The following is a 25,654-nucleotide window of genomic DNA, read 5'->3' as shown; positions in this document are numbered from 1 at the left end:
TATTCAAAAGGGGTAGAAATGGCATTCAAGAGAACCATCCATGCCATAGATACGCACGCAGGTGAACCGATGCGTGTTGTCACTGGCGGTGTTCCCAACATCCCTGGCAAGACGGTACATGAGAAAATGGTATGGCTGAGAGAAAATGATGACCAGCTGCGTAAGCTGATGCTACGTGAGCCTCGTGGTTACCCACCTCTCTGCTGCAATGTCTTGGTACCCCCATGCCATCCCGAGGCCGATGCCGGCTATGTCATCATGGAACAGATCGAGTATCCTGTCATATCTGGCGGTAATACCATTTCCGTGGCGACGGTGCTGCTTGAAATGGGGATGTTGCCGATGCAGGAGCCCGTTACGGAGCTAGTTCTCGAGGCGCCGGCTGGGCTCATACGCATCAGGGCCGAATGCAAGGACGGCAAGGTAAAGAACGTCACTTTCAAGAATGTTCCGGCGTTTGCCGCTTACCTCGACGCGGAAATCGACGTTCCCCATCTCGGCAAAGTGACAGTAGATGTGGGGTGGGGGGGAATGTTCTATGTCATCGCGGATGTCCGACAGTTTCCATGGATAGAGCTCACCCCCGAGCATGGCACGGAAATAGCACGGATCTCGGCCATGATCCGGCAATCAGCGATTGAACAATTGCCCGTCGAGCACCCTGATTACCCGGGGATTGGCATCACGATATCACAGCTTTCCGGGCCGGCAAGCAGCCCGGATGCGGATTGGAAGAATGTCGTGACGGTGGCATCTGGTGACTTTGACTGGAATAAGCCAGACACGTGGACAGGTGCCATCGACCGCTGTCCATGCGGAACGGGGACTTGCGCAAAAATGGCGGTCCTTCATGCCAAGGGTGAGCTGTCGCTGGACAAGGATTTTCGCCACGAGGGAATTCTTGGTAACGTCTTTACGGGAAAACTGGTCGAGGAAACGACAGTTGGCGAAAGGAAGGCGGTAATCCCCACCATTTCTGGAACAAGCTGGATCTATGGGATCAATACCTACGTGCTGGATAACGATGATCCTTTCACGGAAGGTTTCTGCGTGAAGGATATCTGGGCTTGAGCCGACTTTGAGTGAGTATCGGAGGGAAATTCTCTTGGATCAGCAGACACTGCCCGCCCGCGAGGCAGAGAAATTGGCTGAACAGGCCTGCCTCGCCGCGGGGGCTAACCAGGCGACCGCGTCCGCTTTGGCAAAGGCGACGATTTCGGCCGCGCTTTTCGGGCGCTCCGGCGTTGGCTTCCCGCACTTGCTGGATTATCTCTCCGGCTTTCGCGCGGGACGCATCAATGGTAATGCCCAGCCGAAACTCACTTCGCCCTTGCCTGCCATCCTTCACTCGGACGCCAGTGGAGGCATTGCGCAACTCGGCTTCGAGTTGGCAGCGCCAACGCTTGTCGAACGAACCCGTGAGTTGGGTGTGGCGATATTTACCCAAGGCAACAGCTATCCCCCTGGCGAGCTGGGCTACTATGCTCGCCGCCTCGCCCTGGAAGGTCTCATCGCCCTTGCCGTGTCCAATAGCCCGGCCGCGGTCGCGGGCTCGCCCGGTGGCAAGATCGCGTTTGGCACCAATCCGATGGCCTTTTCCGCCCCCTTGACTGAGGCTGATGCGCCACTTGTCATTGACCAGGCGTCGAGTGCAACGACCTTCGTCAGCCTGGTCAAAGCTGCGGAAAGTGGGAGCAAGATTCCCGAAGGATGGGCAATCGACGAGAAGGGCGAAATGACCACCGATGCAGCGGCCGGTCTGCGGGGCGCCCTCCTGGCATTCGGTGGAGCGAAAGGCGCGAACGTGGCCATGATGATTGAGTGCCTGGCAGCCGGATTATCCGGTGCATCATGGTCGCTCGACATGCCGGACTTCCAGAGGGGGAGCCGGCCAATCGACGCGGGAATGACGATCATCGCGATCCAGCCCACGGTGATCGACAAGGAGTTTTCCTCTCGCCTCACCCGGCAGCTTGACCGGATTGCCGAACGAGGTGCCTATGTACCAGGTCGCCGCCTGGTACGAAGCAATATTTCGGAAGAGGACTACATTGAAATCGATTCTGTAGTACTTGAAAAGATCCGCCGCTCCTTGTGAGCGGCGGATGCTTACTGGGAAAATGGCCTGTATGGCTATCTCGAAAAGATCAGAAGAATCAAGGCGCCTTCGTCACTTCCGGCAATATGGTTGGCCTTTGGTTCTCGAACGATGAAATCACCGGCCGTGTAGCGATGATTCTGGTCGTAAAAATCACCCTCGATCACGTAGAGCTGTTCGCGCCTGTCGTGAGCGTGATAGTCCGAAAACGCGCCAGGAGCCATCTTGATCAGCATGGTCTCGATGGCACCCGTATCGTCACGGTACAGGATCTTGTGCTCGAAGCCCCCTATCCCGCTATCTTGCCAGTCGAGCGAATGCGTATGGGTGACCAGGAAGTTTTCCTTGTCAGGTCGATCCGATCTGGCTGACTGAAAGATATCATTCATGTTGGGCCTCGGTTTTGAGAGTGAAAGTGAGTGACCCTCCTGGCTGGATCATTGTACTCCCGGCCCCACCTGGATCAAATGTCCTTGACCAGCCGCAGGGCATCGTAGATGGCCGCATGGGTATTGCGTGACTCGACGGCATCGCTGATGCGAAACAACTGGAAGCCACCGTCTGCATTGCGAGTAACGGCCGATAGAGTGCCTTGGGCATGCTGTCCTCGGGGTAGGCGGGCTCGTGGGCTGTCATCATGAGCCGGTTCTTCAAGGACAGATGCTTGAGCTGAAAGGGCTGCAGCAGCGGATCGGTAGCCGTGGTCATGTCTCCTTCTTGTTATATGCTTGACAAAGCTAGCGGCATGTGTACAGCATGGTCAACTGAATGTACATCGATGAATATAATGTGCATAAGGTCCTCACGAAGCGGTGAGATCCGTTACCGGCGGGATGTCGGCCTATGCAAGAGGAGGTTGGACGCATGTCGCAAGGCGCAGTGATCGGTATCATTGGTGGCCATGGATGGATGGGGCGAGCACTCGGGCTTTCCCTGCTGGAGCAGGGCATCGTATCTGCAGGCCAATTAGTGGTCTCATCGCGTTCCTGGAGCGGCAACGCTTACCGCGACTGGCCCGACGTCCGTTGCGTCAAGGATAACCATGAGCTGGTTGCCCTGGCGGATGTCATCGTGCTGTCCATTCGCCCGGAGGATCTTGCCAGCGTCGATATCGAGGCACACGACAAATTGGTCATTTCCCTGTTGGCGATGGCTTCCTCACAGGAGGTCTCCAGTAAGGTAGGAAGCCGCCGGGTCGTGCGTGCCATGCCGAACGCCGCGGCGGAAATCCGTCGGGCCTACTTTCCTTGGTATGCCTCACAGCAGGTGACCGAAGCCGACAAGCAGCTCGTTCAGGCGTTGCTGGAGAGTTGTGGCATGGCACGGGAGCTTCCCACGGAGGGCGACCTCGACTACCTGACGGCCCTGAGCGGTGCCGGGCCGGCCTATCCCGCCTTGTTGGCTCAGTCGATGCTGGAGCACGCCAGGCAGAAGGGCATCGACGACGATATCGCCCTCGAGGCCGTCATGCAGACCCTGGTGGGCGGCAGCCTGTTGCTGGAAGGGTTAGGCGCCGATCCCGGGGAGATGGTGGAGCGGCTGATTTCCTATGATGGCACCACCGCCAAGGGGCTGCGCACGATGATTGACGGGGGCATTCACCAGACCATTCACCGCGGTCTGGAGGCGGCTCACCGGGCGGCCAGTGGCTCAGGGTAAGATCACCCCTCCTTATCTTCCAGGTTGACCCCTTCCTGCGCATAACCATGCCGGGCGTGGAAGCGTTGCAACTCTCGTGGCTGCGGCGCCTGCCCGGTGAAGATCTCGACATGGGGGGGAAGGTACCGCATATGCGCTTCATCGAGAGATAGCCGATCTGGGTAGGGTAGTGGGGCGCTCCCACACGGTGGCCGCCAGCGATTCATATCCGTGTCGCACGAACATAGCGCACGGGATGGTTCAGGTGTTGCACTGGGTCATCGAGACCGTCCCCTAGATCGCGTGACACTCCTCTTTCTCTTGCTCATTGTATGCTCTCATCCACTCGGCAAGTCGTGGAGTATGCCGTGAGGCGAACCGCGCCATGTCCCGTCGCCGGCAAGGTTGGCCGGTAAATATCTCGATGTAATCGGCCATCCGTTCCATGCGTTTCTCGTTCGGGGACGTGGCCAGGCCGAACAGCGTGGCGAACACCGACAGGATGTCGATGATATGGCCCGGCCATCCCCAGATGCGCTCCCCCAGCAGCGGGTAGAAGATCGAGCGCATGGTCATCGGCAGCCCCTTGTTGAACATAGCGGCGCTTCCTCCGAGGGGGGATCGGTTGTCTTGTTCGTGAGTCAACTCATGTCATGCATTCGCCACTCTCTACCGGATTGCTTCATCATTATCCGAGTCGGCGCAACTCACCCAGCAGCGCCTGCAGCGGATGCGGCAGGGCGGCGTCCGAGAGCCGTTTGGCCTGGCTGCGGCAGGAATAGCCGCTGGCCAGCAGCCGACCGGCGTTGACCGGGTCCTCCACCCTGGGCTGCCAGGACTGGGCGTAGATGGTCGCCGAGGTGTCGCGGTTGCGCGCCTCGTGGCCGTAGGTGCCGGACATCCCGCAGCAGCCGCTGGCCAGCACCTCGAGCTCGAAGCCGAAGGCGGCGAACACTTGCTGCCAGGCCTTGGGCGTGCCCGGGGCGTTGGTTGTCTCGGTGCAGTGGGCGAGCAGCCGGTAGCCCGGGTCGTCGAGGTCGAGGCCCGCGGGCACCAGCTCCGGCGCCCGCTCGGCCAGCCACTCCGGCAGCAGCCGCACCTCGGGCACGGCGTCCGCGCCCAGCGCCGTCACGTACTCCTGGCGGTAGGTCAGGGTCATGGCCGGGTCGATGCCGACCAGCGGCACGCCGAAGGCGGCCAGGGGCTCGAGCCGCTTCGCCTGCTTCGCCGCGGTGCGCTCGAAGGCGCCGAGGAAGCCCTGGACGTGCAGCGGCTTGCCGTTGGGCGCGTAGGGCGCCACGAACACCCGCACGTCGAGGCGCTCGAGCAGCTCGACGACGTCCCTCACCAGCTTGGCCTCGAAGTAGCTGGTGAAGGCGTCCTGCACCAGCACCACGCTGCGCGCCTTCTGGGCCGCGGTGAGCCGGCCGAGGGTGGTCGGCGTGGCCGGGGCCACGCCCCAGGCGGCGAGCTGCTTGTCGAGGCGCGCCCGGGACAGCTGGGGGCTGTCGACCATGCCGATGGGGCCGGCCAGCAGGCGGTTCACCAGGCGATTGTCCAGGGCGGCGTTGTAGAGCGGCGCCACGGGAGCGAGATATGGCACCAGGAACTCCAGCCCGCCGATCAGGTAGTCGCGCGGCGGGCGCAGGTAGCGGCCGTGGTAGACCTCGAGGAACTGCGAACGGAAGGTCGGCACGTTGACCTTCACCGGGCACTGGCCGGCGCAGGACTTGCAGGCCAGGCAGCCGGCCATGGCGTCATAGACCTCGTGGGAGAAGTCGGCCTCGCCGCGGCGCCGGGCCAGGGTGTTCCTGAGCTTTCCGTGGAAGGCCTTGATGGCGCCCCAGGCACCCCCGGCCCGCTGCCGGCGCGCCGCCTCGACCACGTCGACGCCGGCATGGCCCTGCAGGCGCAGCCATTCGCGCATCAGGCTGGCGCGGCCCTTGGGCGAGTGGACGCGCTCGCGGGTGGCCTTCCAGGACGGGCACATGGCGTCATTCGGGTCGTAGTTGTAGCAGGCGCCGTTGCCGTTGCAGTAGACGGCGTCGCCGTGGGCCTGCCAGACCCGCTCGTCGATCTGGCGATCGTACTGGCCGCGGGTCGGCACGCCGTCGATGGTCAAGAGTCCCGGGTCGACCCACTTGACGGGTTGCTCACCGTTCTCGTCGCGTGTCGTCGTCTCGACGCTTTCCTCTTGGCCGAGCGGTGTGGCGATCTTGCCCGGATTGAGCTGGTTATGGGGGTCGAAGGCGCCCTTGAGGCGACGCAGGCTGGGGTAGAGCGGGCCGAAGAAGGCCGGGGCGTACTCGGAGCGCACGCCCTTGCCGTGCTCGCCCCACAGCAGGCCGCCGTACTTCCGGGTCAGCGCGGCGACCGCGTCGGAGATCTCGCGGATCATCCGCTCGTCGGCCGGGTCCTTCATGTCCAGCGCCGGGCGTACGTGGAGCACCCCGGCGTCGACGTGGCCGAACATGCCGTAGGCCAGGCCGCGGGCGTCGAGCAACGCGCGGAACTCGGCGATGTAGTCGGCCAGGTGTTCCGGCGGCACCGCGGTGTCCTCGACGAAGGGCAGCGGGCGTTTCTCGCCCTGGACGTTGCCGAGCAGGCCCACGGCGCGCTTGCGCATGCCGTAGACCCGGGCGATCGCCTCGCGGCCCTCCGCCCGGGTCTCGCCCAGGCGGGTGACGCTGGTGTCGTCCTCCAGGTGACGGCAGAAGGCGGCGACCCGCTCGGCCAGGCGCGCGGGGTCATCGTCGTTGAACTCCACCAGGTTGATGCCGTGGGTCGGGGTGTCGCCAGCCGGGAAGAACTCGGCGACGCCGTCCCAGACGACGTCCTGCATGGCCAGGCCCAGCACCGTGTCGTCCACCGTCTCGATGGAGGTGGGCGCCGCACGGCTCGCCATCAGCGCCTTGGCGTCGCGCAGGGCGTCCATGAAGCCCGCGTAGCGCACGTTGACCAGCGTCGAGTGGGCCGGAATCGGCAGCACCTTGAGCACCGCCTCGCTGGTGAAGGCCAGCGAGCCCTCGGCGCCGCACAGCACGCTGTTGAGGTCGAACCTGCCGTCCTCGGTGCGCAGATGCGCCAGGTCGTAGCCGGTCAGGCAGCGGTTGAGCGGCGGGAAGGTCTCGCGGATGCGCTCGCGCTCGCTGTCGATGATCTCGCGGGCGACCCGGTGCACCCGGCCCACGGCGTCGTCGCGGGCGCACAATTCGTCGAGCTCGGCCTCGTCCACCGGGCGGGTGGTCAGGCGCTCGCCGCCGAGCAGCACGCTGTCGAGCTCGAGCACGTGGTCGCGGGTCTTGCCGTACTCGCAGCTGCCCTGGCCGCTGGCGTCGGTGGCAATCATCCCGCCGATCGTCGCCCGGTTGGAGGTGGAGAGCTCCGGGGCGAAGAACAGCCCGTGGGGCGCGAGCGCGGCGTTGAGCTGGTCCTTGACCACCCCGGCCTGGACGCGCACCCGACGCGCCGCCACGTCGATGTCGAGGATGGCGGTCATGTGCCGGGAGACGTCGACCACCAGGCCGTCGGTGAGCGACTGGCCGTTGGTGCCGGTGCCGCCGCCGCGGGGCGCCAGTACCACCCGGCGGAAGACCTCGCGGCCGGCCAGGCGGGCGATGCGCTCCAGGTCGGCCACGCCCCGGGGATAGAGCACCGCCTGGGGCAGGCGCTGGTAGAGGGAGTTGTCGGTGGCGAGCACCGTGCGGTTGGCGTAGTCCGGGGCGATCTCGCCCTCGAAGCCGGCGTCCGCCAGGGCCTCGAGGAAGCGCAGGTAGGGCGCGTCCTGGGCAGGAAGGGTCGGCGACTCGGTGGTGTCCAGTCGTGTAATCATGAGTTTTTATAATCTCTCGGGCTGTCAGCGACCATGACCTTGTATACCGCTTAACGTGAAATGGATTTCGCCTGGACAAGAAAAAGTTGAACAATGTCCAAGAAAAACCGTGAAATTCACCTTTCCGGACCCGCCCTCCACTGGTTGTACATCAGGGTGGCATTCACCCCGATATCCAGAAATGGTCTCGGTGGATTCCTGGAAGGGCGCGGTTGCGACAACATATATCTCAACAGGTCAGAATCCTTGTTTGCCAGATGATCGGCGATAAGCTTGCCGGTTATCGTTCCCTTGGTAACCCCAATGCCATTATGGCCGCCGACACCAAACACATTCTTCGCCAGCTCGCCGAAGTAGGGCGCATGATTACGGCTCATACACATTACCCCGCCCCAGGCATATTCCATCTCCGGATTATCCAGCATCGGGAAACGAGCATTGTAGCCATTGACGATATGCTTTTTCGCATTTTCAAGAGCAGTGGGAGAACTCCTGCCGCCAGGGTTGAAGCTGAAGCTATTACGCACCAGAATTCGCTGATCTGGTGTGCGGCGGACAGTGCTGCCGAAAGGGTCTGCGGGGATTACACCCCAGTAAGCATCACCACCCAGTCGCTGTTGTTCAGCTTCTGTCAGTTGCCGCGTAAGCCCCGCATAAGTGAAGATGGGAAGCAGTGTCCCGGAGAGGTAACCAAACTCCTGGGCGAAGACATTGTTCGTCAATATCAGCTTGCGAGCCTTGATGACTCCAGCGGGGGTATCTAACTGGATTCGGCTGCCATGCTCGATCCGAGTCGCCGGCGTCAGCTCACATAACTGGACATTCTCGGGAAGCGTTCGTGCCAAGCCACGAGCTAGGGCCGCGGGCTGCACCAGTACCGTTCCTGGTGTGTAAAGCCCCTGCTTATAGTAACTGGTACCCAGTTTTGACTGCATGTCGGAGGTATTGACCATGTGGCACTCGGCACCGAGACGATCCAGCCCTGAACGATAGGCCTCCAGGACCTTGATCCCCTTGTCATTTACAGCGGCTTGCACCTTGCCGCATGCACGCCAGTCGCAATCAATACCCTCTTCCTCAACGGCCTCCCGAAGATAGCTGATTGCAGCGCGATTGAGTGATAGATCCATGCCTGCGACTTTGATATCTCCGATATAATCCGGGGCGGAAAGGTCGTGAGGCAAGTCGATCAAAAAACCGGAGTTACGACCAGACGCACCGTCTGCGACACACTGTGCATCAACCAGCAATATCTTGTCATCTGGGCGATGAGCCGCCAACTGACGCGCTGCAGCAAGGCCAGTAAACCCGGCGCCGACAATCACCCAATCAGCTTCAGTCGGCCCGTCGAGTCGCTGAGGTTCGTACTTCGGAAGTATGTTAGTCCAGCCACAATTATTGTCATCGGCTGGAAGGTTGTTAATCTTCATTGTTGTACACCTCTCGAGTGGGCAAAAACCTGCCTTTTCCTCATTACCCAAAACACTTGCTGTTTTAACAATCAACTTCTCTAACGGTAGCAAAGAGGAGGTGCTAACATTTTGGGTATGGTGTGGTCGCCGAGATGCATAACGCATCCGTCCTATGAACTGTCATTATCAACGCCTTGTGTTTTTACTGAATAAATGACTGAGCGTTCTGAGCCGCCCATGCTAAAAAAGCAACAGCGTCGACGTAACATCAGGTGGGCTGTCAAACAAGCCCACCCACCTTGCTATCAAGCCACGTTGTAGATGACGTAATATTTCGAGACGGGCTCGATGACTTCCCAGCTACCCTTGAAACCGACAGGAATCACGAAGGCATCCCCGGCTTTGAAGGTGCTTTCCTCGCCGTCTTCATCGGCCAAGACAATATGCCCTTTGATCAGGTAACAAAATTCGTGGCGCTGACTGTAGTCAACGGACCACTTGCCGACCTCCGAGCTCCAGGTGCCCGACAGCAGATCCTTGGCGGCAGAGGCGTACATGTTTTGCAGGCTCTGCTCGGGGGCGCCACTAAGCCGGCGCTCTGGCTCTACCGAAGATGTGCTAGTGAGTACCGTGCTGTTCTGGAAGTCAATGATTTTAACTGCAGACATCGTTGGGCTCCTTTGGGTACAGGGTTTCAGTTTGCGTACTGATATGCGGTTTTTACACGAGTATAGAACTCTGCGGCATATCTTCCCTGCTCGCGAGGACCATAGCTCGAGCCTTTGGAACCACCGAACGGGACATGATAATCGACCCCTGCCGTGGGCATGTTAACCATGACCATGCCGGCCTTGGCATGACGCTTGTAATGCTCGGCATATTTCAGGGAGGTCGTGCAGATGCCGGAAGAAAGGCCGAAAGGCGTGTCATTGGCCTCTGCCAGAGCCGCCTCGTAGTCGGCCACCCGGGAGACAGTGACAACCGGCCCGAAAACCTCTTCCCGGCAAATACGCATCTCGTTATTCACGTCCGCGAAGACGGTTGGCTGAAGGTAGTAGCCGTCGCTATCCATCTCGATCCGATTCCCACCAGTCAACAAGTTGGCGCCTTCTTGTTGTGCGATGTCGATATACTCCAGGTCTTGCTGAAGCTGACTTTCGCTGGCGACGGGGCCAATCTGTGTATTTTCATCGAGGGCCGGGCCTACACGCAGCGCTTGCGTCTTCTCGACGAACAGCTTGATAAAGTCATCGTAGATGCCGTCTGTCACAATCACGCGCGAACTGGCCGTGCAACGTTGACCCGTGGAGTAGAAGCCACCCTGGACGGCCACATCAACGGCCTGCTCGAGGTTGGCATCATCAAGCACGATGAGCGGATTCTTGCCCCCGAGTTCGAGTTGCGCTTTCGCCATGCGTGCAGCACAACGCTGGGCGATCATGGAGCCGGTGTTAACCGAGCCGGTGAATGTCACTGCCTGAACGGCATCGCTGCCGATAATGGCATCCCCAACCTCGGAACCACGGCCTATCACCATGTTGAAGACCCCATCGGGAAGGCCGGAGCGGGAAATGATCTCAGCCAATGCCCAGGCAGAGGAGGGCACCAATTCAGCAGGCTTGAAGACGACGCAGTTGCCGTAGCATAACGCCGGGGCGATCTTCCATGACGGAATGGCGATCGGGAAATTCCAGGGCGTGATAATGCCCACGACGCCAACGGGCTCCCTGGTGACATCGACGGTTGCTCCCTTGCGCACGGACTCGAGGCGTTCGCCACCGATACGCACTGCTTCACCGGCAAAGAACTTGAACAGGTATCCGGCTCGCGTGACCTCCCCGATGCCCTCCGGGAGCGTTTTACCTTCCTCTCGTGACAGAAGGGCACCAAGCTCTTCTCGGCGATTCAGGATCTCGCTGCCGATGAAATCCAGGGCGTCGAAACGTTCCTGAGGGTTGGATGTTCCCCAGGCGGGGGCTGCCGCTGCCGCCGCCTCTACCGCCTGTTCGGTTTCCGTACGCCCGACACGGCTGAAGCGGTCGACAACATCATTGATGTCAGATGGGTTCTTGTTTTCAAGCACATTATTTCCAGCGGAAATAAAAGCGCCATTGATGTAACTGGTTTTCATGACGATTTTCCTTTTAGCGAGTTAGACCAGGTTGGTTGGTGTGCCTTTATCCCACTGGTTGAGGTTCTCGATGGCACGATCCATCAACCCCTGCATCGCTTGCAGGCTGCTCCAGGCCACATGGGGTGTCATGATGAAGTTGGGTAGTTCCATCAGTTCCAGAAGCGGCTCGTCCGGCTGGATAGGGTCCTGCTCGACGACGTCCAGTGCCGCCCCGGCGAGCACACCGGAACGCAGTGCTACGGCTAGGTCTCGCTCATTCACGATCCCCCCGCGGGCTGCATTGATGATCACCGCGTCCTTCTTCATGCGCTTGAGCTCGGTCAGCGTGAACAAATCCCGGGTCGAACTGTTCAGCGGGCAGTGCAGGCTGATGGCGTCACAGGTTTCCAGCAGTTCGTCGAACGACACGAGAGGCAGCTCGGAACCCTTCTTGCCCCGGTTGTAATAGACCACATCCATGCCAAGGCCTGTGGCCATCCGCCCCATTGCCCTGCCAATCATGCCGGTACCAACGATGCCGATACGACTGGAATGAATATCGTTGACCTCGTAGTCGAGAAATACGTTGGTCTGCCAACCCTCTCCATACCACTTGTTGCTGCTCAGCAGAGTGTGATAGGCCAGAATCTGCCGACGCAGGGCCAAGAGCAATCCCAGGGCATGCTCCGCAACGGTCGCAGGGGAGTAGGCGGGGACATTGCAGACCTGGATGCCATGCTCATGGCAGTAATCAACGTCAACGTGGTCGGTGCCGGTCATGGCGACACAGATCATTTTCAGTTGCGGCAGTTGTGCAAGTTCAGCGGCACGCACCGGGGCACCGCAAGTCACGACGACGGTCGCATCCTTCGCACGCTCGACCAGTTGGTCGCTCTCAGTGAAATCATACTCGACCCACTGATGAGGAAAATCAGGCGTCGGAAGATGAATCTTTGGTGCCACAGCACTTTTGTCCAGAAATACGATTTTATGCATAACCTCCACCAATCAGCTCTTTTTTGTGGGCACATAGCCAGCAGGCGCAAGAGCAGCCAAATTACGAGTCAACCAGCCAGCTGTCTTGTTGCGATCTTCCAGGGCTTCTTTACGCACGAGGGCATCGCGCACCATGAGGCCGCCGACGTAGCGAAACGGCTCGATCGGAAAGCGCTTGATTTTCGTATCGACCAGACCGCAGCGACTCCATTCGTCGTCCTTCTCCATTACCAGTGAAGTTACGATGCGACTCGAAAATACGGTTGTCGCAACGCCATTACCCGAGAACCCAATCGCGTAAACGATATTCTCATGGCCACCGAGATGCCCAAACGTGGGCAGACCATTCATGGCGCGATCAATGGGACCGGTCCAACTACTGATGATCGGAACATCAGACAGGTTGGGATAGATGTCGTGGAAGGCATTGGTCACCTTTTTTGCTGCAGGGGTGGGGCCTTCGTAGATATCGCCAACGCGACCGGCAAAGCCGAACTTTCCCAGGGGCTTTCCGAATATTACTCGGCCTTCCGGGGTATTCCGGTAGTAGTTCAGCACGATCCTGGAGTCGGTCATACCTTCGCCGCCGGTGAAGCCGATCTTCTTGAGACGCTCAGGCGCCTTGGCAGTGGCAACCATGTCACTGGATACCACCGCGATACTGCGGCGGAGTTCCGGGAAGATCGCCCCCCAGGCATTCATTGCGACCACGACCTTTTCCGCCTTCACGCTCCCCGTCGTTGTGTGGACAACAGGGGTCCTGCTGCGCTCAAGACGTTGCATCGGGGATTGCTCGTAGATCTCGACACCGAGTTCCAAGGCATGTCGCCGCAGTCCTCGAGCGTACATGGCCGGCTGAATAGTGGCAGCATTGGGATCAAAGACCGCCTCAAGGTTTCGCGGGCTTCCGGTTCTGGCTTGCGCCTCTCCGGGAACAAGCGAGACGAAGGGGTTCACACCATATTCGTTCAGGGAGTCGATAAGGGTGTCCCAGGAACCCTTTTGCATCTCGGAGCTTGCCGACCAGATCCAGCCTTCCTTGCGATACTGGGCATCGACACCCTGTTCCTGGCAGAACTCACCGATTTCATCAATGGCTGATTCGGCTGCCTTGCAGATGCGCAGGGCTTCTTCGTGTCCGCAGAGCTTGCGGACTGACAGGAATTTCCCCCACCAGTTGGTTGCAACGCCGCCATTACGTCCACTGGCACCAGCACCGCACAGGTCGCGCTCGACGATCACGACCTTGAGCCCCGCGTCTTCTCGCTTGAGCCGGATGGCTGTCCAGAGGCCGAGGTACCCCCCGCCGATGATACACACATCGGCATCTATATCTGTTTCAAGCGGAGGGGCTACGTGATGATCGTGATCCAATGCCTCCGCATACCAAAAACCTCTGTACGTATTCATATCCCGTACCTGACGTCACCTTGATTATCCTTGGGGGCGAAGGAAAGGCCGCCGACTCACCAGACATGCTTCATGCATGCGACGATGAATACACAAAGCCTTTCGGTCTACCGCCTCCCCCCAGATGGATCAATTAAACTTGGCGCGACCAAGAAGCCAATATAATGACTTCAGCTACTGGATTAAGCGCCAACCCAACACCACCTTACAATTTACTTCATGACACTCAAGTCAATTCAGGCAAACAAAATGACTAGTCTTGGCCTGCCACTTCCTCGAGCTTGCTTCCCGTTCGGCCCCTCATTTCATCCAGCATTGAGGCGAACTGACACTGCACAGAGGTGTTCGGTGCAGGCGTAACCAGCGTTACCACGATAATAGCCAGAACCGACAGGACGAATCCCGGTACAATCTCGTAGACGTCGAAGATGCCACCGCTCAGCTGCGCCCATACGACCACGGTCAGGCCACCCGCGATGATGCCGGCCAAGGCCCCCCACTGGTTCAGACGAGACCAATAGAGCGAGGCGATCAGGGTCGGACCAAAAGCGGCGCCGAATCCCGCCCAGGCGTAGGACACCAGGCCCAGTACATTGGACTCGGGGCTCAGGGCCAGCAGGACCGCCACAACCGATACGCCAAGGACCGCCAGGCGACCGACAAAGACCAGCTCTCCTTGAGTTGCATCACGCCTGAAGACGGCTTTGTAGATGTCATCCGCGATGGTTGAAGAACAGATCAGCAGCTGGGAATCGGCCGTCGACATGACTGCCGCCAAGACAGTAGTCAGCAAGACCCCTGCCACGAGTGGATTGAACATGATATCGATCATGAACATGAAGATGCGCTCGTGGTCATCCAGGCCCTCAGGGAAGTAGGCATTGCCGATGATGCCAATCAACAGTGCCCCAACCAGCCCGATGCCCGTCCAGCTCACGGCGATGGCGCGAGCCATGGGAATGTTCTTGGCGTCATTGATACCCGCAAAGCGGGCCAGAGAATGCGGCTGACCGAAGTAGCCGAGTCCCCATGCGAGTGAGCTGACGATCGCCACCCAGGTCAGCAGCTCTCCATTCGAGGCATCCCGGAATGCATCCAGCATACCGGCTTTCGCCGCGCTAACAGCAGAGAACGTCTCGCTAACTCCTCCCAGTTCATGAATGGCGACAATCGGCACGATGACAAGAGTGAGAATCATCATCATGCCTTGGATCACATCGGTCCATGACACGGCGAGATAGCCGCCGAAGAAGGTGTAGGAGACGACCGCCAGGGCTCCGATCAGCACCGCCAGCGTGTAGTCGAGACCGAATACCGTGTTGAGAAGCTTGCCACCGGCTACCAGGCCTGAGCTGGTGTAGAAGAGATAGAAGGTAATGATGAAGGCTGCCGCCACCAGCCGCAGGACCAAAGCACGATCCTGGAACCGCTCAGCGAGATACTCGGGGATGGTCAGGGAGTTATTAGCTATAAAACTATAGACACGCAGACGACGTGCAACGACCAACCAGTTAATCAGGGTTCCGGCTAACAACCCTGCTGCAATCCAGAACGACGACATCCCCATAAGAAATGCGGCACCCGGCATGGCAATCAGCAGCCAGCCCGACATTTCCGAAGCACCACTTGATAGCGCAGTGGCGAAGGGACCCAGCGTACGACCGCCAAGCACATAATCGGAGAAATCCGAAGAGCGTCGGTATGCGACTATACCGATTATGAACATGACTAAAAAGTAGACTAAGAAAGTGCCGATCACGACACTCTGGCTAGCATCAATCATCTTTCACCCTATTTATTGAAGATTGTTGGAATGAGAGCTGGCGATTTAGGCACGCCTCAGGCACGCCGGATCTCCATCGCCGCGTTTGGCATAGCGCGCACCATCCAGCCATGCCCGCCGATGATGCTGAGCGCTGTGTCGTGTGCCATTCGCCTTTCCCCCTGAGACTGCAATGTCCTAGCGTTCGCCGAATGGTGATGGCTTCCTCATGCAGTCAATAGGGAGGAATGTACACCCATGTCGTCTATTATGACAAGTATGTACATTTGCAAATGCGACCAAAGTCTCAAAGAAAAAAATTAGCGCGCTAACATATCCCGATAATAGCGTCTGCTGATTGTTCGCCAACCCTGAAATATCTCTTTTAAAAACAGATAGATAATGGACAGCCATTGCCAATCATCAGAAATCACCTGGACTGGTTATGTCCAAGTATCCTGCTGTTCTCGGAGGGTTACCGTGTCGGCTCAGCCGGCGGTCGGTACGGAGCGGTGAGAGTACCTGCGCAGGACGAGGCCTTCCGCTACTTCGGCGGTCTGCCGGAGGGGGCGTCCATGAACAGACCAAGAGGTTGGGCAAGATCAAGGCGTTTAATACCAAAGTAAAGGCTGTTCTTCGGTGTGATCTTGCCCGGCAGCAGTGGACACTCCCCGAGCGATAGGGTGATGGCAAGGACAGCAGGCCTTGTCACATGCGTTGCATTGGTCGGTTTGTTGACGAAAGCATCAGTATCGGGCTTGGCGGTACCACTGTCGGCAGTAGCCAGCCCTGGTGGCCGTTAATGAGATGACAGTTACCGTACAGCTGCAGTACTAACCGTCACCTTCCGGCTCATAACCATGCCGGGCGTAAAACCGACGCAGTTCGTGCGGTTGCGGCGCTTGCCCGGTGAAGATCTCGACATAGGCGGGAATACGCCGCATACGAGTCTCGAGCGCTTCCTGGGTATTCATCGAGATATAGCCGATCTGGGTGAGGTAGATGGTGCGTCCTCGAACGTTGGCTGCCAGAGGGTCGTATCCGTGTTCCACGAACATCCGCGTCAGCGCCTCGATGCGCGTCTCGTCGGCGGCTTCGATCTCCCGGGATACCTCGTCAGACTGCAACGCCCAGCTGCGTATCGCAAACTCCAGCTGCGAGTCGAACAGCCCGGCGTTCAGCCAGCAATCGAAGACGTTGAGAATCGCCTCTGCGATGCTCTCGGCATAGGCCCCGGTCTGGTGGACCAGGCCTGGTGTGTTCTTCTCGCGCCAGCGTTCGATCAAGGCATGCAGCAGTGCCTCGCGGTCCTTGAAGAACCAGTAGAAGCTGGTGCGTGAGACATTGAGCCGTTTGGCCAGCGGCAGCACCTTCACGCTATCCACGCCGGACTCGAGCAGCAGCGCGAAGGCTGCATCCAGCCAGGCATCGCGGGAGCCTTTCCATTTGGTGTCATGGTGATCGGCGTATGGCATCGAGATGATTTCTCCGGTCCGGGAACGCAGCGCGGCAGGAAAAGCGCTGACCAGGAGTGGAGAGTACACTTGCGTCGATTTCATGTACATCTCGCGGCGCCCAACGGGCGCCGCCTTATTCCGAACCGCCGGGCACGCCCGGTGCGGCGGAGGTCCAGGATGTCACAAGCCACGATTCCCCGTGACGATAAGTGCAACGGCTGGTATCAGCTGCTCGATGCCCCGGCACCGGCGCGTCGCCTCAATAGTCGCGAGACCGCCGGCTGGCTGGTGATCGGTGCCGGCTTCGCCCACTGGGAGGGCGCCGAGGTGGCCTGGAGGGTGCTCTACGACGAGGTGATCTTCGTCATCGAGGGCGAGCTCGAGGTCACCGCCGCCGGCGAGACCCATAGGGTGACACCCGGCCAGATGCTGTGGATCCCCGAGGGCACCGAGCTGGTCTACGGCGGCCGGGCGCTGTTCGGCTATGCCCTCTATCCGGGCAACTAGAAGGCCCTGAGCGGGCTGGCCTAGCTCCGTCACTCCTCGCGACGCGGCCGCCACTTCTGGACGCGTTCGTTGCCGAAGTCGGCGACGAAGACGCTGCCGTCCGGGGCCACGTCCACGGCGATGGGGTGGCGGAAGCGGCCGGGACCCTGGCCGGTCTCGCCGAAGGCGCCGAGGAAGTCCCCCTCCGCCGAGAAGACCTGGATGCGATCGTTATAGAAGTCGGCCACGAAGACCCGCCCCGCCGGCCCCACGGCGATGCCGGTGACGGTGGCGAACCAGCCGTTGAAGGGGCCGTGGACGTTGCGGGCGAAGGGCCCGCCCCACTTGGTCAGGAAGTCACCGTCCGGCCCGAAGGCCTGGACCCGGTCGTTGTAGCCGTCGGCCACGTAGAGGGTGCCGTCGTCGGCTACGGCCACATCGGTGGGATAGCCGAACTCGCCGGCCGCACTTCCGCTCTCTCCCGTGCTGCCCCACTGGCGCACGAAGGTGCCGTCCGGGGCGAGGCGCTGGACGCGGTGGTTGTAGAAGTCCACGACGATCACATCACCGTCGGGCGCCACGTCGACGCCTCCCGGAGCATCGATGCGGCCCGGTCCGTCGCCGGCCTCGCCGAAGGTGCGCAGCGGTGTGCCGTCGAGGGCGAAGGCCTGGACGCGGTCGTTGAAGTAGTCGGCCACGTAGAGCCGACCGGCATGGATGCTCAGGTTCATGGGGCGGCCGAGCTCGCCGGGGGCCGCGCCGGGCGTGCCGAACTCGTGACGGAATCGGCCGGCATGGTCGAAGACCTGGATGCGCCCGTTGCGGGCGTCGGCGACGAACACCTCGTCCTCGGTCACCGCGATGCCGGTGGGGTCGTCGAACTCCCCGGGGCCGTCGCCCGGTTGCCCCCAGGCGGTGACGAATTCATGCCCCGGTCCCTGGGCCGAGGGCACGAAGGCGGCAAAGGCCAGCATCACCAGCAGCGCTAGGCCCAGGACGACGAGGATCAGCGAGCGAACCATGGCGCGACCTCCCTAGAAGTTGAAACGAACACCGGCACGCAGGATGGCATCGTCCTCCGGCGCCGAGCCGTCGAGGTCCCGCACGATGGGCAGTTGGATGATGCCCTCGATCACCCAGCGCCGGGTGACGTATTGCAGCCCGGGGGCCAGCAGCAGCCGGGTGCCCCCAGAATCGGGGGTCGCCTCCCCATGGAGTTCATCGGGGTCCCGGTGGATCAGGTTCGCCTCCAGGACGCCGTAGAGAAAGCCGGGGACACCGCCGGACAGCACTCTGGGCCAGAGCCGGTACTGGGCGGCGCCATCCAGTCGGGCCATGTCGCCGAAGGCGAAGCCCTCGGCCTCGGTATTGACCTGGTAGGCGAACTGGGCGTCGAACTCGACGTCCAGGGTCTGGTAGGTGGCCACCACCCCGACGAAGGGGTCCCAGGAGCCGGAGCCCGGCTGCAGGGGGCGCGGCAGGCGCCCCAGGGCATCGCGGTCATCGTCCCGCCCCGTGGGCGTCTCGAGGCCCAGGTAAGGGGCGATGCGCAGGGTCCGGCCGGGGGCGTCGTCGCGATAGAGGGTGTAGCGTGCCCATAGCCTAAGGTCCCCGAGGCCTTCGCTACCGCGCCGGATGCCGTCGGCCGTGAGGCGCTTGTCCAGGTAGGGCAGGGCGCCGAAGAGGGTCAGGTCGCGGCTGGCGCCGTAGCCGAGCAGGGTGACCCCGCCGCTGACCGCCAGCTCGCGCCCGTCGCCGCCGGCCTCGCGATGGAGGAACTGCTGGCGCAGCACGCCATTGCCCTCCGCCACCGGCAGGGCGGTGCCGAAGGTCTGGGCGCCCCCCTGCGCCACGGTGGGCAGCAGGAGCGCCAGGAACACCAGCCAGACCACCGGGTGAGCGGATGCAAGGATGGGCATGGCGGGCCACCTCAGGGGGTGTCGGCGTCGAGCGCCGTGAAGTCACCCAGGGTGAAACCGGCCCGGTCGACGGCCTGGACCGCCCGAGACTCCTCGAGCATCCGGTCTTCCTGCATGGTGACGATCACCGCACCTTCGGCAATATCGATCTCGATCCCTGCCACCCCGTCGAGCGCCAGGAGCTGTTTCTCGATGCCGTAGGCGCAGAAGGGGCAGGCCAGGCCGTCGACCTCGAGGCGGTAGCGGGGCCCTGCGGCATATGCCGATGCCGCAAGAAGCATAATGATGACGACCAGCATCGGCCGACGGAAGCGTTGGTGCATGTGTCCTCCCCGGGGCGTGATGCCCCTGCAGCGTCACCCTGCACAGCAGGATTGCCGTGAGACATCCTGGCGGAACGTCTGGGTGCAGAGCTTGAGCCCTTCCACCATGGTCAACCAGCTTGATGAGGCCCCGGTCGTCGAAATTGGCCAGTCCGCCCGTGGCCAGGGCGCCCCGGCCCCGTGTCCTGCCCCGGCATGGCGGTGTCTCCTTCGCAGCCAGGTCATCGCTGATTCAAGCTTAAGTCCGTAGTCGAGTACGAGGGCAAGTCCCGATGCCGAGCGTCACCATCGCCTCCCTGCACGGTAGGGGCGAGGATCCGAGGGCCGAGTCAAGCCCCATCGCATCGGGGCGCCCCCCGGTCGGGCCTGCCGCTCAGGCCGGCCGGGTGACGTAGCGGGTCTCGAGATAGGCCGCGAGGCCGGCGCGGCCGAGCTCGCGGCCGATGCCGCTGCCCCTCATGCCGCCCCAGCCGAGTCCCGGCGGGGCCACCTGGTGGGTGTTGCACCAGACGTTGCCGGCGGTGAGCCGGGCCGCCAGGGCCTCGGCCCGCGCCGGGTCGCCGGCGACCACGCTGGCGGCCAGGCCGAAGTCGCTGTCGTTGGCCAGCGCCACCGCCTCGTCGTCGTCGCGGACGGTCCGCGAGCAGAGCACCGGGCCGAAGATCTCCTCGCGCCACAAACGGCTGTCGGTCGGCACGTCGCGGAACACCCGCGGGGTGACGAAGTGGCCGTGGTCGGGCAGGGCGATCGCCTCCGCCGTGGTGGGCACGAGCCCCTCGGCCTCGGCCGCCGCCAGGTAGCCGGCCACCCGGTCGCGCTGGGCGGCGTTGACCAGCGGGCCCAGGGTGGTAGTCGCGTCCCGCGGATCGCCGGCCACCAGCGCGGCGATGGCCGCGTCCAGCCGGGCATGCAGGGCCTCGGCGACGGCCGCGTGGACCAGCAGTCGCGAGGTGGCCGAGCACATCTGGCCGGTGTTGTAGCAGAAGCCGGCCAGCACCAGCTCCGCCGCCAGGTCGAGGTCGGCGTCCTCGGTGACGAGTATCGGTGACTTGCCGCCGAGCTCCAGGGAGACGTTGCGGATGCCCCGGGCGGCGGCGGCCATCACCGCCTCGCCCACCGGGTTGCTGCCGGTGAAGGAGAGCTTGTCGACGCCGCGATGGGCGGTCAGCGGCGCGCCGACGCCCTCGCCGTCGCCGTGGACCAGGTTGAACACGCCGGCCGGCAGGTCGATCGCCAGGGCGATCTCGGCCAGCGCCTGCTCGGGCAGCGGCGTGACCTCGGAGGGCTTGAACACCACCGTGCAGCCGGCGGCCAGCGCCGGGGCCAGCTTCCAGGCACTGCTGACCAGCGGGAAGTTCCAGGGCGTGATCAGCCCGGCCACGCCGGCCGGGTCCCGGTAGCGGCGCGACACCAGGCCCGCCTCGCCGGTGGCCACGGCCTCGCCCTGGCGGGCGTCCAGGGCCCGGGCCTCGCCGGCATAGTGGCGGTAGCAGGCGATGGCATCGCTGAGGTCCTGCTCGGCCTCGGCCCGCGGCTTGCCGTTGTTGCGGCTGGACAGCGCCTCGAGCTCCCCGCGGCGCGCTTCCAGGGCATCGGCCAGGGCGTCCAGATAGGCGCCGCGCGCCGCGCCACCGAGCGAACGCCAGCCGGGCAGGGCACGCCGGGCGGCGGTCACGGCGGCATCGACGTCCGCGGGCGAGCCGGCTGAGACCTCGGCGATGACGCTCTCGCGGTAGGGATCGGTGACCGGCAGGCGGCGCTCGCCGCGGCTCGCCACCCAGCGGTTGTCGATGAAATGATGGGTCAATGCTTGCATGTGGCGGTCTCGACTCGACGAAGGGGCCGCCAGCGGCGGCGCGTCGGCTGCATGCCGGGGAAGTGGCGCTCCACCTGGCGCAGCACCAGGGTCAGCACCACCGTCATGGCCAGGTAGATGCCGGCGATCAGCATCAGCGGCTCGTAGACCAGAAAGGTCTCGTCGCGAATGATGTTGGCGGCCTGCAGCAGGTCCATCAGGGCGATGGTGGAGACCAGCGGCACCGACTTGAGCAGCAGGATCATCTCGCCGGTCAGGGTCGGCAGGCACAGCTGGACGGCCCGCGGCAGCCACAGCCGGGCGAAGACCTGGAAGGGGCTCATGCCGAAGGCGCGGCCCGCCTCGCGCTCGCCCGGGGGCACGCTTATCAGGGCCCCGCGCAGCACCTCGCCGGAGTAGGCGCCGACGCTGAGGATGAAGGTCAGGGCGCCGTAGAAGAACGGGTCGCGCAGCAGCGGCCAGATCACGCTGTCCTGCACGCCGGGGATGCCCTCCAGCAGCCGGCCGACCCCGTAGTAGAAGAAGAACAGCTGCACCAGCAGCGGGGTGCCGCGCATCACCGTGGTGAAGCCCTGGGCGACCCAGGCCAGCGGGCGCGGGCCCTTGATGCGTGCCATGGCCACCGCCACGGCCAGCAGAAGGCCGCCGACGGCGGAGACGGCGAGCAGCCAGAGGGTGTTGACGAAGCCTTCGATCAGGTACTCCTGATAGAAGGAGTCCCGGAGCCAGGAAAAATCCATGTCAGGCCTCCTCGCGCAGCGGTTGGCCGCGCCGCACGCGGCGTTCCAGGCGCGTGAACAGCGCCGTGGACGACAGCGTCATCGCCAGGTAGATGACGCCGGCGGCGGCGTAGAACAGGAAGTGGGCGCGGGTGCTGGCGGCGGCCTGCTGGATGGTGAAGAACAGCTCGCTGAAGCCGATCACGCTGATCAGGGCGGTGTCCTTGATCAGGATCAGCCACAGGTTGGACATCCCGGGCAGGGCGTTGGGCAGCATGGCGGGGACGACGATGCGATGGAAACGGGTCCAGGCCGAGAAGCCGAAGGCGTCGGCGGCCTCGAGTTGACCCCGGGGGATGGCCAGGATGGCGCCGCGCAGCACCTCGGTCATGTAGGCGCCCTGGACGAAGGCCAGCACGCCCACGGCGGTGACGAAGCCGTTGATGGCGACCTGGCCGGGCAGCCCCAGGGCGTTGGTCAGGGCGGTGAGTGCCTGGGAGCCGGCGTAGTAGAGCAGGATGATCAGCAGCAGCTCGGGGACCGCCCGTACCGCGGTGGAGTAGGCGGTGGCCAGGCCGCGCAGCGGGGCCCAGGGGCTGAGCCGGGCGCTGGCGCCGAGCAGCCCCAGCAGCAGGCCGATGGCATAGGCCAGCACGGCGATCTCGAGGGTCGTGAGGGCGCCCTGGAGGATGGGGCCGGCCCAGTCGAGCAGTCCCTCTTGGGAAACCTTGTTCATGGGCAGTCGTGTCCTTGATGAGACAGGGCGAGGCCGGCAGGCGGTCGGGACCGCCTGCCGGACGAGCGTCGTCGAGGACCGGGATCAGGTGCAGATGTCGGTGCCGAAGTAGTCCTCCGACAGCGCGCCGCAGGTGCCGTCCTCGCGGACCTTGGCGATGGCCGCGTTGAGATCGGCCTCGAGGGCGTCGTCGTCCTGGCGGATGCCGATGCCCACGCCCTCGCCGTAGGCGGCGTGTCGCGGCGCGGTGGCCTTGATCTCGAAGCCCTCGGCCTCGTCGCGCTCGAGGAATTCGGTCATGGCGATCTCGTCGGCGAGGATCACGTCCAGGCGGCCGGACAGCAGGTCGCGGTTGACCTGCTCGGCCTGGTCGTAGAGCCGGATGTCGTCGACGCTGTCGCGCAGGGCGCGGCGCGCGTAGGTGGCGTTGGTGGTGGCGGCCTGCACGCCGAGCACCTGGCCGCCGAGGTCGTCGGGGCCGCCCAGCTCGAGATCGTCGGCGGCCACGAACGCCCCCGGGGTGAAGTAGTAGGGCTCGCTGAAGTCGATGACCCGCTGGCGCGCCTCGGTGATCGACATGGAGTTCATGATCATGTCGATGCGCCCGGCCTTGAGCGAGGGGATGATGCCGCTCCAGCCGGTGGGGGTGATCTCGCAGGCACGCCCCATGGCCTCGCAGATGGCCATGCCCAGCTCGACCTCGAAGCCGGTCCACTCGCCCGCGGAGGACGTGTAGGTGAAGGGTGGGTAGGGCTCGGCGGAGATGCCGATCTTCAGGGGCTCGGCGGCCTGGGCGGTGGCGGACAGGCCCGGGACGGCCGCGCCGACGAGGGTGATCAGGGGACGGTTCATGCAGTTCTCCTTGCTATTGTCGTGTCGTGCCGGGAAAGGAAGCGGCGGATCAGGCCGCCGGGGCCACGAAGCGCCGGCAGCGCGGGTCCCGGCTCTCTTCGAACACTTCTCCTGGCGAGCCGGCCTCGCCGACGAAGCCGCGGTCGAGGAACACCACCTGGTCGGAGACCTCGCGGGCGAAGGCCATCTCGTGGGTGACCAGCACCATGGTGCGGCCCTCGGCGGCCAGGTTGCGGATCACGCCGAGCACCTCGCTGACCCGCTCCGGGTCGAGCGCCGAGGTGGGCTCGTCGAAGAGCAGCAGGCGCGGCTCCATGGCCAGTGCCCGGGCGATGGCCACCCGCTGCTGCTGCCCGCCGGACAGGTAGGCCGGGTAGCCGTCGCGCTTGTCGGCCATGCCGACCCGCTCCAGGTAGTAGTCGGCGTGCTCGATGGCGCGTCGCTTCGACAGCCCCTGGACGCGCATCGGCGCCTCGCTGACGTTGCCCAGCACCGTGAAGTGGGGCCAGAGGTTGAACTGCTGGAAGACCATGCTGACCTTGGCGCGCAGCCGCTGCAGCTGGCGCCGGTCGAGGCCGACGATGTCGCCCTGGGGATTGCGGTCGAAACGGATCGCCTCATCCGCAATCGCCAGGTCGCCCTGGTCGGGGCGTTCCAGCAGGTTGAGACAGCGCAGCAGGGTGCTCTTGCCGGAGCCGCTGGCGCCGATGATCGAGGTGACGCTGCCCTCGGGCACCTCGAGGGAGACGTCGCGCAGCACCTCGAGGTCGCCGTAGCGCTTGACGAGGTGCTGGACCTCCACCGCCAGGCGGTGGGAGGCGTCGGGGGAGGGGGCTTGGTTCGATGATGTCATAGGCGACTCATGCGATGGTGGAAAGGGAATCGGCGCGGGCGTCCTCGGCGACGCGGGCCAGCCGTCGGCAGGCCGCGGCGAGGCGTGCCTCCTCGACGGTGAGGCTCAAGCGCACGAAGCCGGCGGCGGAGGGGCCGAAGGCCTCGCCGGAGAGCACCGAGACGCCCTGCTCGTCGAGCAGGCGGTCGGCGAAGGCCTGGGAGGACAGCCCGGTGGCGCGCACGTCGACCATCAGGAACATGCCGGCCGCCGACGTGACGACCTCCACCGCCGGGCAGTCGGCGAGCGCGGCGACCACGGCGTCGCGGCGGCCCCGGTAGCTCTCGCGCATGGCGTCGAGCTCGGGCAGGGGCTGACGCAGGGCGTCGCGGGCAGCGTCCTGGATGAAGTCCGGGCAGCCGTAGAGCATGCACAGCGCCAGGTTACCCAGGTGGTCGATCAGGGCCTCGGGGCCCAGTACCCAGCCCAGCCGCCAGCCGGTCATGGCGTGGGACTTGGAGAGGCTGTCGACCACCACGCTGCGGCTGGCCATGTCGGGCAGGCTCGCGGCGCAGACATGCTCGCCCTCGAAGATCAGCTCGGCGTAGACCTCGTCGGAGATCAGCCACAGGTCGTGGCGCCGGCACAGGGCGGCGATGGCGGCCCAGGCCTCGGCGTCGATCAACTGGCCGGTGGGGTTGTGGGGGCTGTTGAGCAGGATCGCCCGGGTGCGCGGGGTGATCGCCGCCTCGAGGTCGGCCGGATCCAGGCGAAAGCCGGCGTCGCCGCGCAGGGGGATGCGCACCATGCTCGCGCCGGTCGATTGCAGCACCGCCTCGTAGGTGACATAGCTCGGCTCGGGGACGATCACCTCGTCGCCGGGGTCGAGCAGGCACTGGGCGGCGGCATACAGACCGCACTGGGCGCCGGCCATGACGATCAGGTTGTCCGGGGTGACGTCCACGCCGCGGGCCCGGTAGCGCTCGGCGATGGCCTCACGCAGGGCCCGCTTGCCCTGGACGTCGGGGTAGTGGGTGGCGCCGGCGCGCAGGCTGGCTACCGCGCCCTCGACGATCGCCGCCGGGGTGTCGAAGTCCGGGTCACCTACCGAGAGCACGGTGATGTCCTCGCCGGCGGCCTGGCGCGCCAGGGCCCGGTTGTGGATGTCCCAGGCCGCGGCGCCCTCGCCGGCGATACGGTCGGTCAGTCGGGAAAATCGCATATCAGGGGTCCTCAGTCGTCGTCTCGTCCGT

At 63.3% G+C, this 25,654-nt stretch carries 23 protein-coding genes and 1 pseudogene; 4 read left to right on the top strand and 20 right to left on the bottom strand.

The genetic code is table 11. The features are described from left to right. Positions 1–18: 18 nt before the first annotated feature. Entirely contained in the window at positions 19–1,071 is a 1,053-nt protein-coding gene (locus tag FHR97_RS14775; protein WP_183384561.1) for a proline racemase family protein, read from the top strand. Between the two features lie 34 nt (positions 1,072–1,105). Then, positions 1,106–2,098 carry an Ldh family oxidoreductase gene (locus tag FHR97_RS14770; RefSeq protein ID WP_183384560.1) on the top strand — a complete coding sequence of 331 codons (993 nt, stop codon included), beginning with the start codon at positions 1,106–1,108 and terminating at the stop codon, positions 2,096–2,098. Between the two features lie 35 nt (positions 2,099–2,133). Here FHR97_RS14770 and FHR97_RS14765 read toward each other — a convergent pair whose 3' ends face one another. After that, positions 2,134–2,487 (bottom strand): cupin domain-containing protein, encoded by a 354-nt coding sequence (locus FHR97_RS14765; protein WP_183384559.1) that lies wholly within the window; start codon positions 2,485–2,487, stop codon positions 2,134–2,136. A gap of 475 nt (positions 2,488–2,962) precedes the next feature. Here FHR97_RS14765 and FHR97_RS14760 point away from each other — a divergent pair, with 475 nt between their 5' ends. Beyond that, positions 2,963–3,757 (top strand): pyrroline-5-carboxylate reductase family protein, encoded by a 795-nt coding sequence (locus tag FHR97_RS14760; protein ID WP_183384558.1) that lies wholly within the window; start codon positions 2,963–2,965, stop codon positions 3,755–3,757. Positions 3,758–3,759: 2 nt separating this feature from the next. Here FHR97_RS14760 and FHR97_RS20535 read toward each other — a convergent pair whose 3' ends face one another. The 10 genes and pseudogenes from FHR97_RS20535 to FHR97_RS14715 all read right to left on the bottom strand — a co-directional run bounded on the left by FHR97_RS20535 (position 3,760) and on the right by FHR97_RS14715 (position 16,820). Continuing rightward, on the bottom strand, positions 3,760–3,888 hold the full coding sequence (locus FHR97_RS20535) for a hypothetical protein (protein ID WP_281380493.1): 129 nt from the start codon (positions 3,886–3,888) through the stop codon (positions 3,760–3,762). A 310-nt stretch (positions 3,889–4,198) separates the two neighbouring features. Further along, a pseudogene (locus FHR97_RS14755) lies at positions 4,199–4,330 on the bottom strand (BCCT family transporter); the annotation flags it as partial. Between the two features lie 94 nt (positions 4,331–4,424). Next, the gene (gene ydiJ, locus FHR97_RS14750) at positions 4,425–7,568 is read right to left on the bottom strand and encodes a D-2-hydroxyglutarate dehydrogenase YdiJ (RefSeq protein ID WP_183384557.1); all 3,144 of its coding nucleotides are present in this window, start codon (positions 7,566–7,568) and stop codon (positions 4,425–4,427) included. Positions 7,569–7,684: 116 nt separating this feature from the next. Further along, positions 7,685–8,998 (bottom strand): NAD(P)/FAD-dependent oxidoreductase, encoded by a 1,314-nt coding sequence (locus FHR97_RS14745; RefSeq protein ID WP_183384556.1) that lies wholly within the window; start codon positions 8,996–8,998, stop codon positions 7,685–7,687. A 287-nt stretch (positions 8,999–9,285) separates the two neighbouring features. Next, entirely contained in the window at positions 9,286–9,648 is a 363-nt protein-coding gene (locus tag FHR97_RS14740; RefSeq protein WP_183384555.1) for a cupin domain-containing protein, read from the bottom strand. A 26-nt stretch (positions 9,649–9,674) separates the two neighbouring features. Beyond that, positions 9,675–11,111, bottom strand: a complete 1,437-nt coding sequence (locus FHR97_RS14735) for an aldehyde dehydrogenase family protein (protein ID WP_183384554.1) — start codon at positions 11,109–11,111, stop codon at positions 9,675–9,677. Positions 11,112–11,132: 21 nt separating this feature from the next. Next, positions 11,133–12,089 carry an NAD(P)-dependent oxidoreductase gene (locus tag FHR97_RS14730; RefSeq protein ID WP_183384553.1) on the bottom strand — a complete coding sequence of 319 codons (957 nt, stop codon included), beginning with the start codon at positions 12,087–12,089 and terminating at the stop codon, positions 11,133–11,135. Positions 12,090–12,101: 12 nt separating this feature from the next. Then, positions 12,102–13,499 (bottom strand): NAD(P)/FAD-dependent oxidoreductase, encoded by a 1,398-nt coding sequence (locus tag FHR97_RS14725; protein ID WP_183384552.1) that lies wholly within the window; start codon positions 13,497–13,499, stop codon positions 12,102–12,104. 253 nt (positions 13,500–13,752) lie between these two features. Continuing rightward, positions 13,753–15,282, bottom strand: a complete 1,530-nt coding sequence (putP, locus tag FHR97_RS14720; protein WP_183384551.1) for a sodium/proline symporter PutP — start codon at positions 15,280–15,282, stop codon at positions 13,753–13,755. An 812-nt stretch (positions 15,283–16,094) separates the two neighbouring features. Further along, positions 16,095–16,820: a TetR/AcrR family transcriptional regulator gene (locus FHR97_RS14715; protein WP_246404041.1), complete on the bottom strand. Its 726-nt coding sequence runs from the start codon at positions 16,818–16,820 to the stop codon at positions 16,095–16,097. Positions 16,821–16,895: 75 nt separating this feature from the next. On the opposite strand from FHR97_RS14715, the gene FHR97_RS14710 reads away from it, so the two are divergent. Next, positions 16,896–17,225, top strand: coding sequence for a cupin domain-containing protein (locus FHR97_RS14710; protein WP_246404039.1), 330 nt, complete (start codon positions 16,896–16,898; stop codon positions 17,223–17,225). 29 nt (positions 17,226–17,254) lie between these two features. On the opposite strand, the gene FHR97_RS14705 is transcribed toward FHR97_RS14710, so the two are convergent. The 9 genes from FHR97_RS14705 to FHR97_RS14665 all read right to left on the bottom strand — a co-directional run bounded on the left by FHR97_RS14705 (position 17,255) and on the right by FHR97_RS14665 (position 25,623). After that, entirely contained in the window at positions 17,255–18,226 is a 972-nt protein-coding gene (locus tag FHR97_RS14705) for an NHL repeat-containing protein (RefSeq protein ID WP_183384550.1), read from the bottom strand. A gap of 12 nt (positions 18,227–18,238) precedes the next feature. After that, positions 18,239–19,123: a transporter gene (locus tag FHR97_RS14700; RefSeq protein WP_183384549.1), complete on the bottom strand. Its 885-nt coding sequence runs from the start codon at positions 19,121–19,123 to the stop codon at positions 18,239–18,241. An 11-nt stretch (positions 19,124–19,134) separates the two neighbouring features. Continuing rightward, complete coding sequence (locus tag FHR97_RS14695; RefSeq protein WP_221187815.1) at positions 19,135–19,446, bottom strand: heavy-metal-associated domain-containing protein; 312 nt, start codon at positions 19,444–19,446, stop codon at positions 19,135–19,137. A gap of 373 nt (positions 19,447–19,819) precedes the next feature. Then, the gene (locus tag FHR97_RS14690; protein ID WP_183384548.1) at positions 19,820–21,262 is read right to left on the bottom strand and encodes an aldehyde dehydrogenase family protein; all 1,443 of its coding nucleotides are present in this window, start codon (positions 21,260–21,262) and stop codon (positions 19,820–19,822) included. Then, positions 21,250–22,002, bottom strand: coding sequence for an ABC transporter permease (locus tag FHR97_RS14685; RefSeq protein ID WP_183384547.1), 753 nt, complete (start codon positions 22,000–22,002; stop codon positions 21,250–21,252). Before FHR97_RS14685 ends, FHR97_RS14690 begins: the two co-directional genes overlap by 13 nt. Before the next feature lies 1 nt (position 22,003). Further along, the gene (locus FHR97_RS14680) at positions 22,004–22,717 is read right to left on the bottom strand and encodes an ABC transporter permease (RefSeq protein ID WP_183384546.1); all 714 of its coding nucleotides are present in this window, start codon (positions 22,715–22,717) and stop codon (positions 22,004–22,006) included. Positions 22,718–22,801: 84 nt separating this feature from the next. Continuing rightward, entirely contained in the window at positions 22,802–23,569 is a 768-nt protein-coding gene (locus tag FHR97_RS14675; protein WP_183384545.1) for a transporter substrate-binding domain-containing protein, read from the bottom strand. A 49-nt stretch (positions 23,570–23,618) separates the two neighbouring features. Beyond that, the gene (locus FHR97_RS14670) at positions 23,619–24,422 is read right to left on the bottom strand and encodes an ATP-binding cassette domain-containing protein (RefSeq protein ID WP_183384544.1); all 804 of its coding nucleotides are present in this window, start codon (positions 24,420–24,422) and stop codon (positions 23,619–23,621) included. Between the two features lie 7 nt (positions 24,423–24,429). Further along, on the bottom strand, positions 24,430–25,623 hold the full coding sequence (locus tag FHR97_RS14665; protein WP_183384543.1) for a pyridoxal phosphate-dependent aminotransferase: 1,194 nt from the start codon (positions 25,621–25,623) through the stop codon (positions 24,430–24,432). Positions 25,624–25,654: the final 31 nt, after the last annotated feature.

The organism is Halomonas stenophila (genome assembly GCF_014192275.1).
In the GTDB taxonomy this organism is placed as follows: Bacteria; Pseudomonadota; Gammaproteobacteria; order Pseudomonadales; family Halomonadaceae; genus Halomonas; species Halomonas stenophila.
The sequence above is the reverse complement of the archived record's forward strand: the minus strand, read 5'-3'. Positions and strand labels throughout refer to the sequence as shown.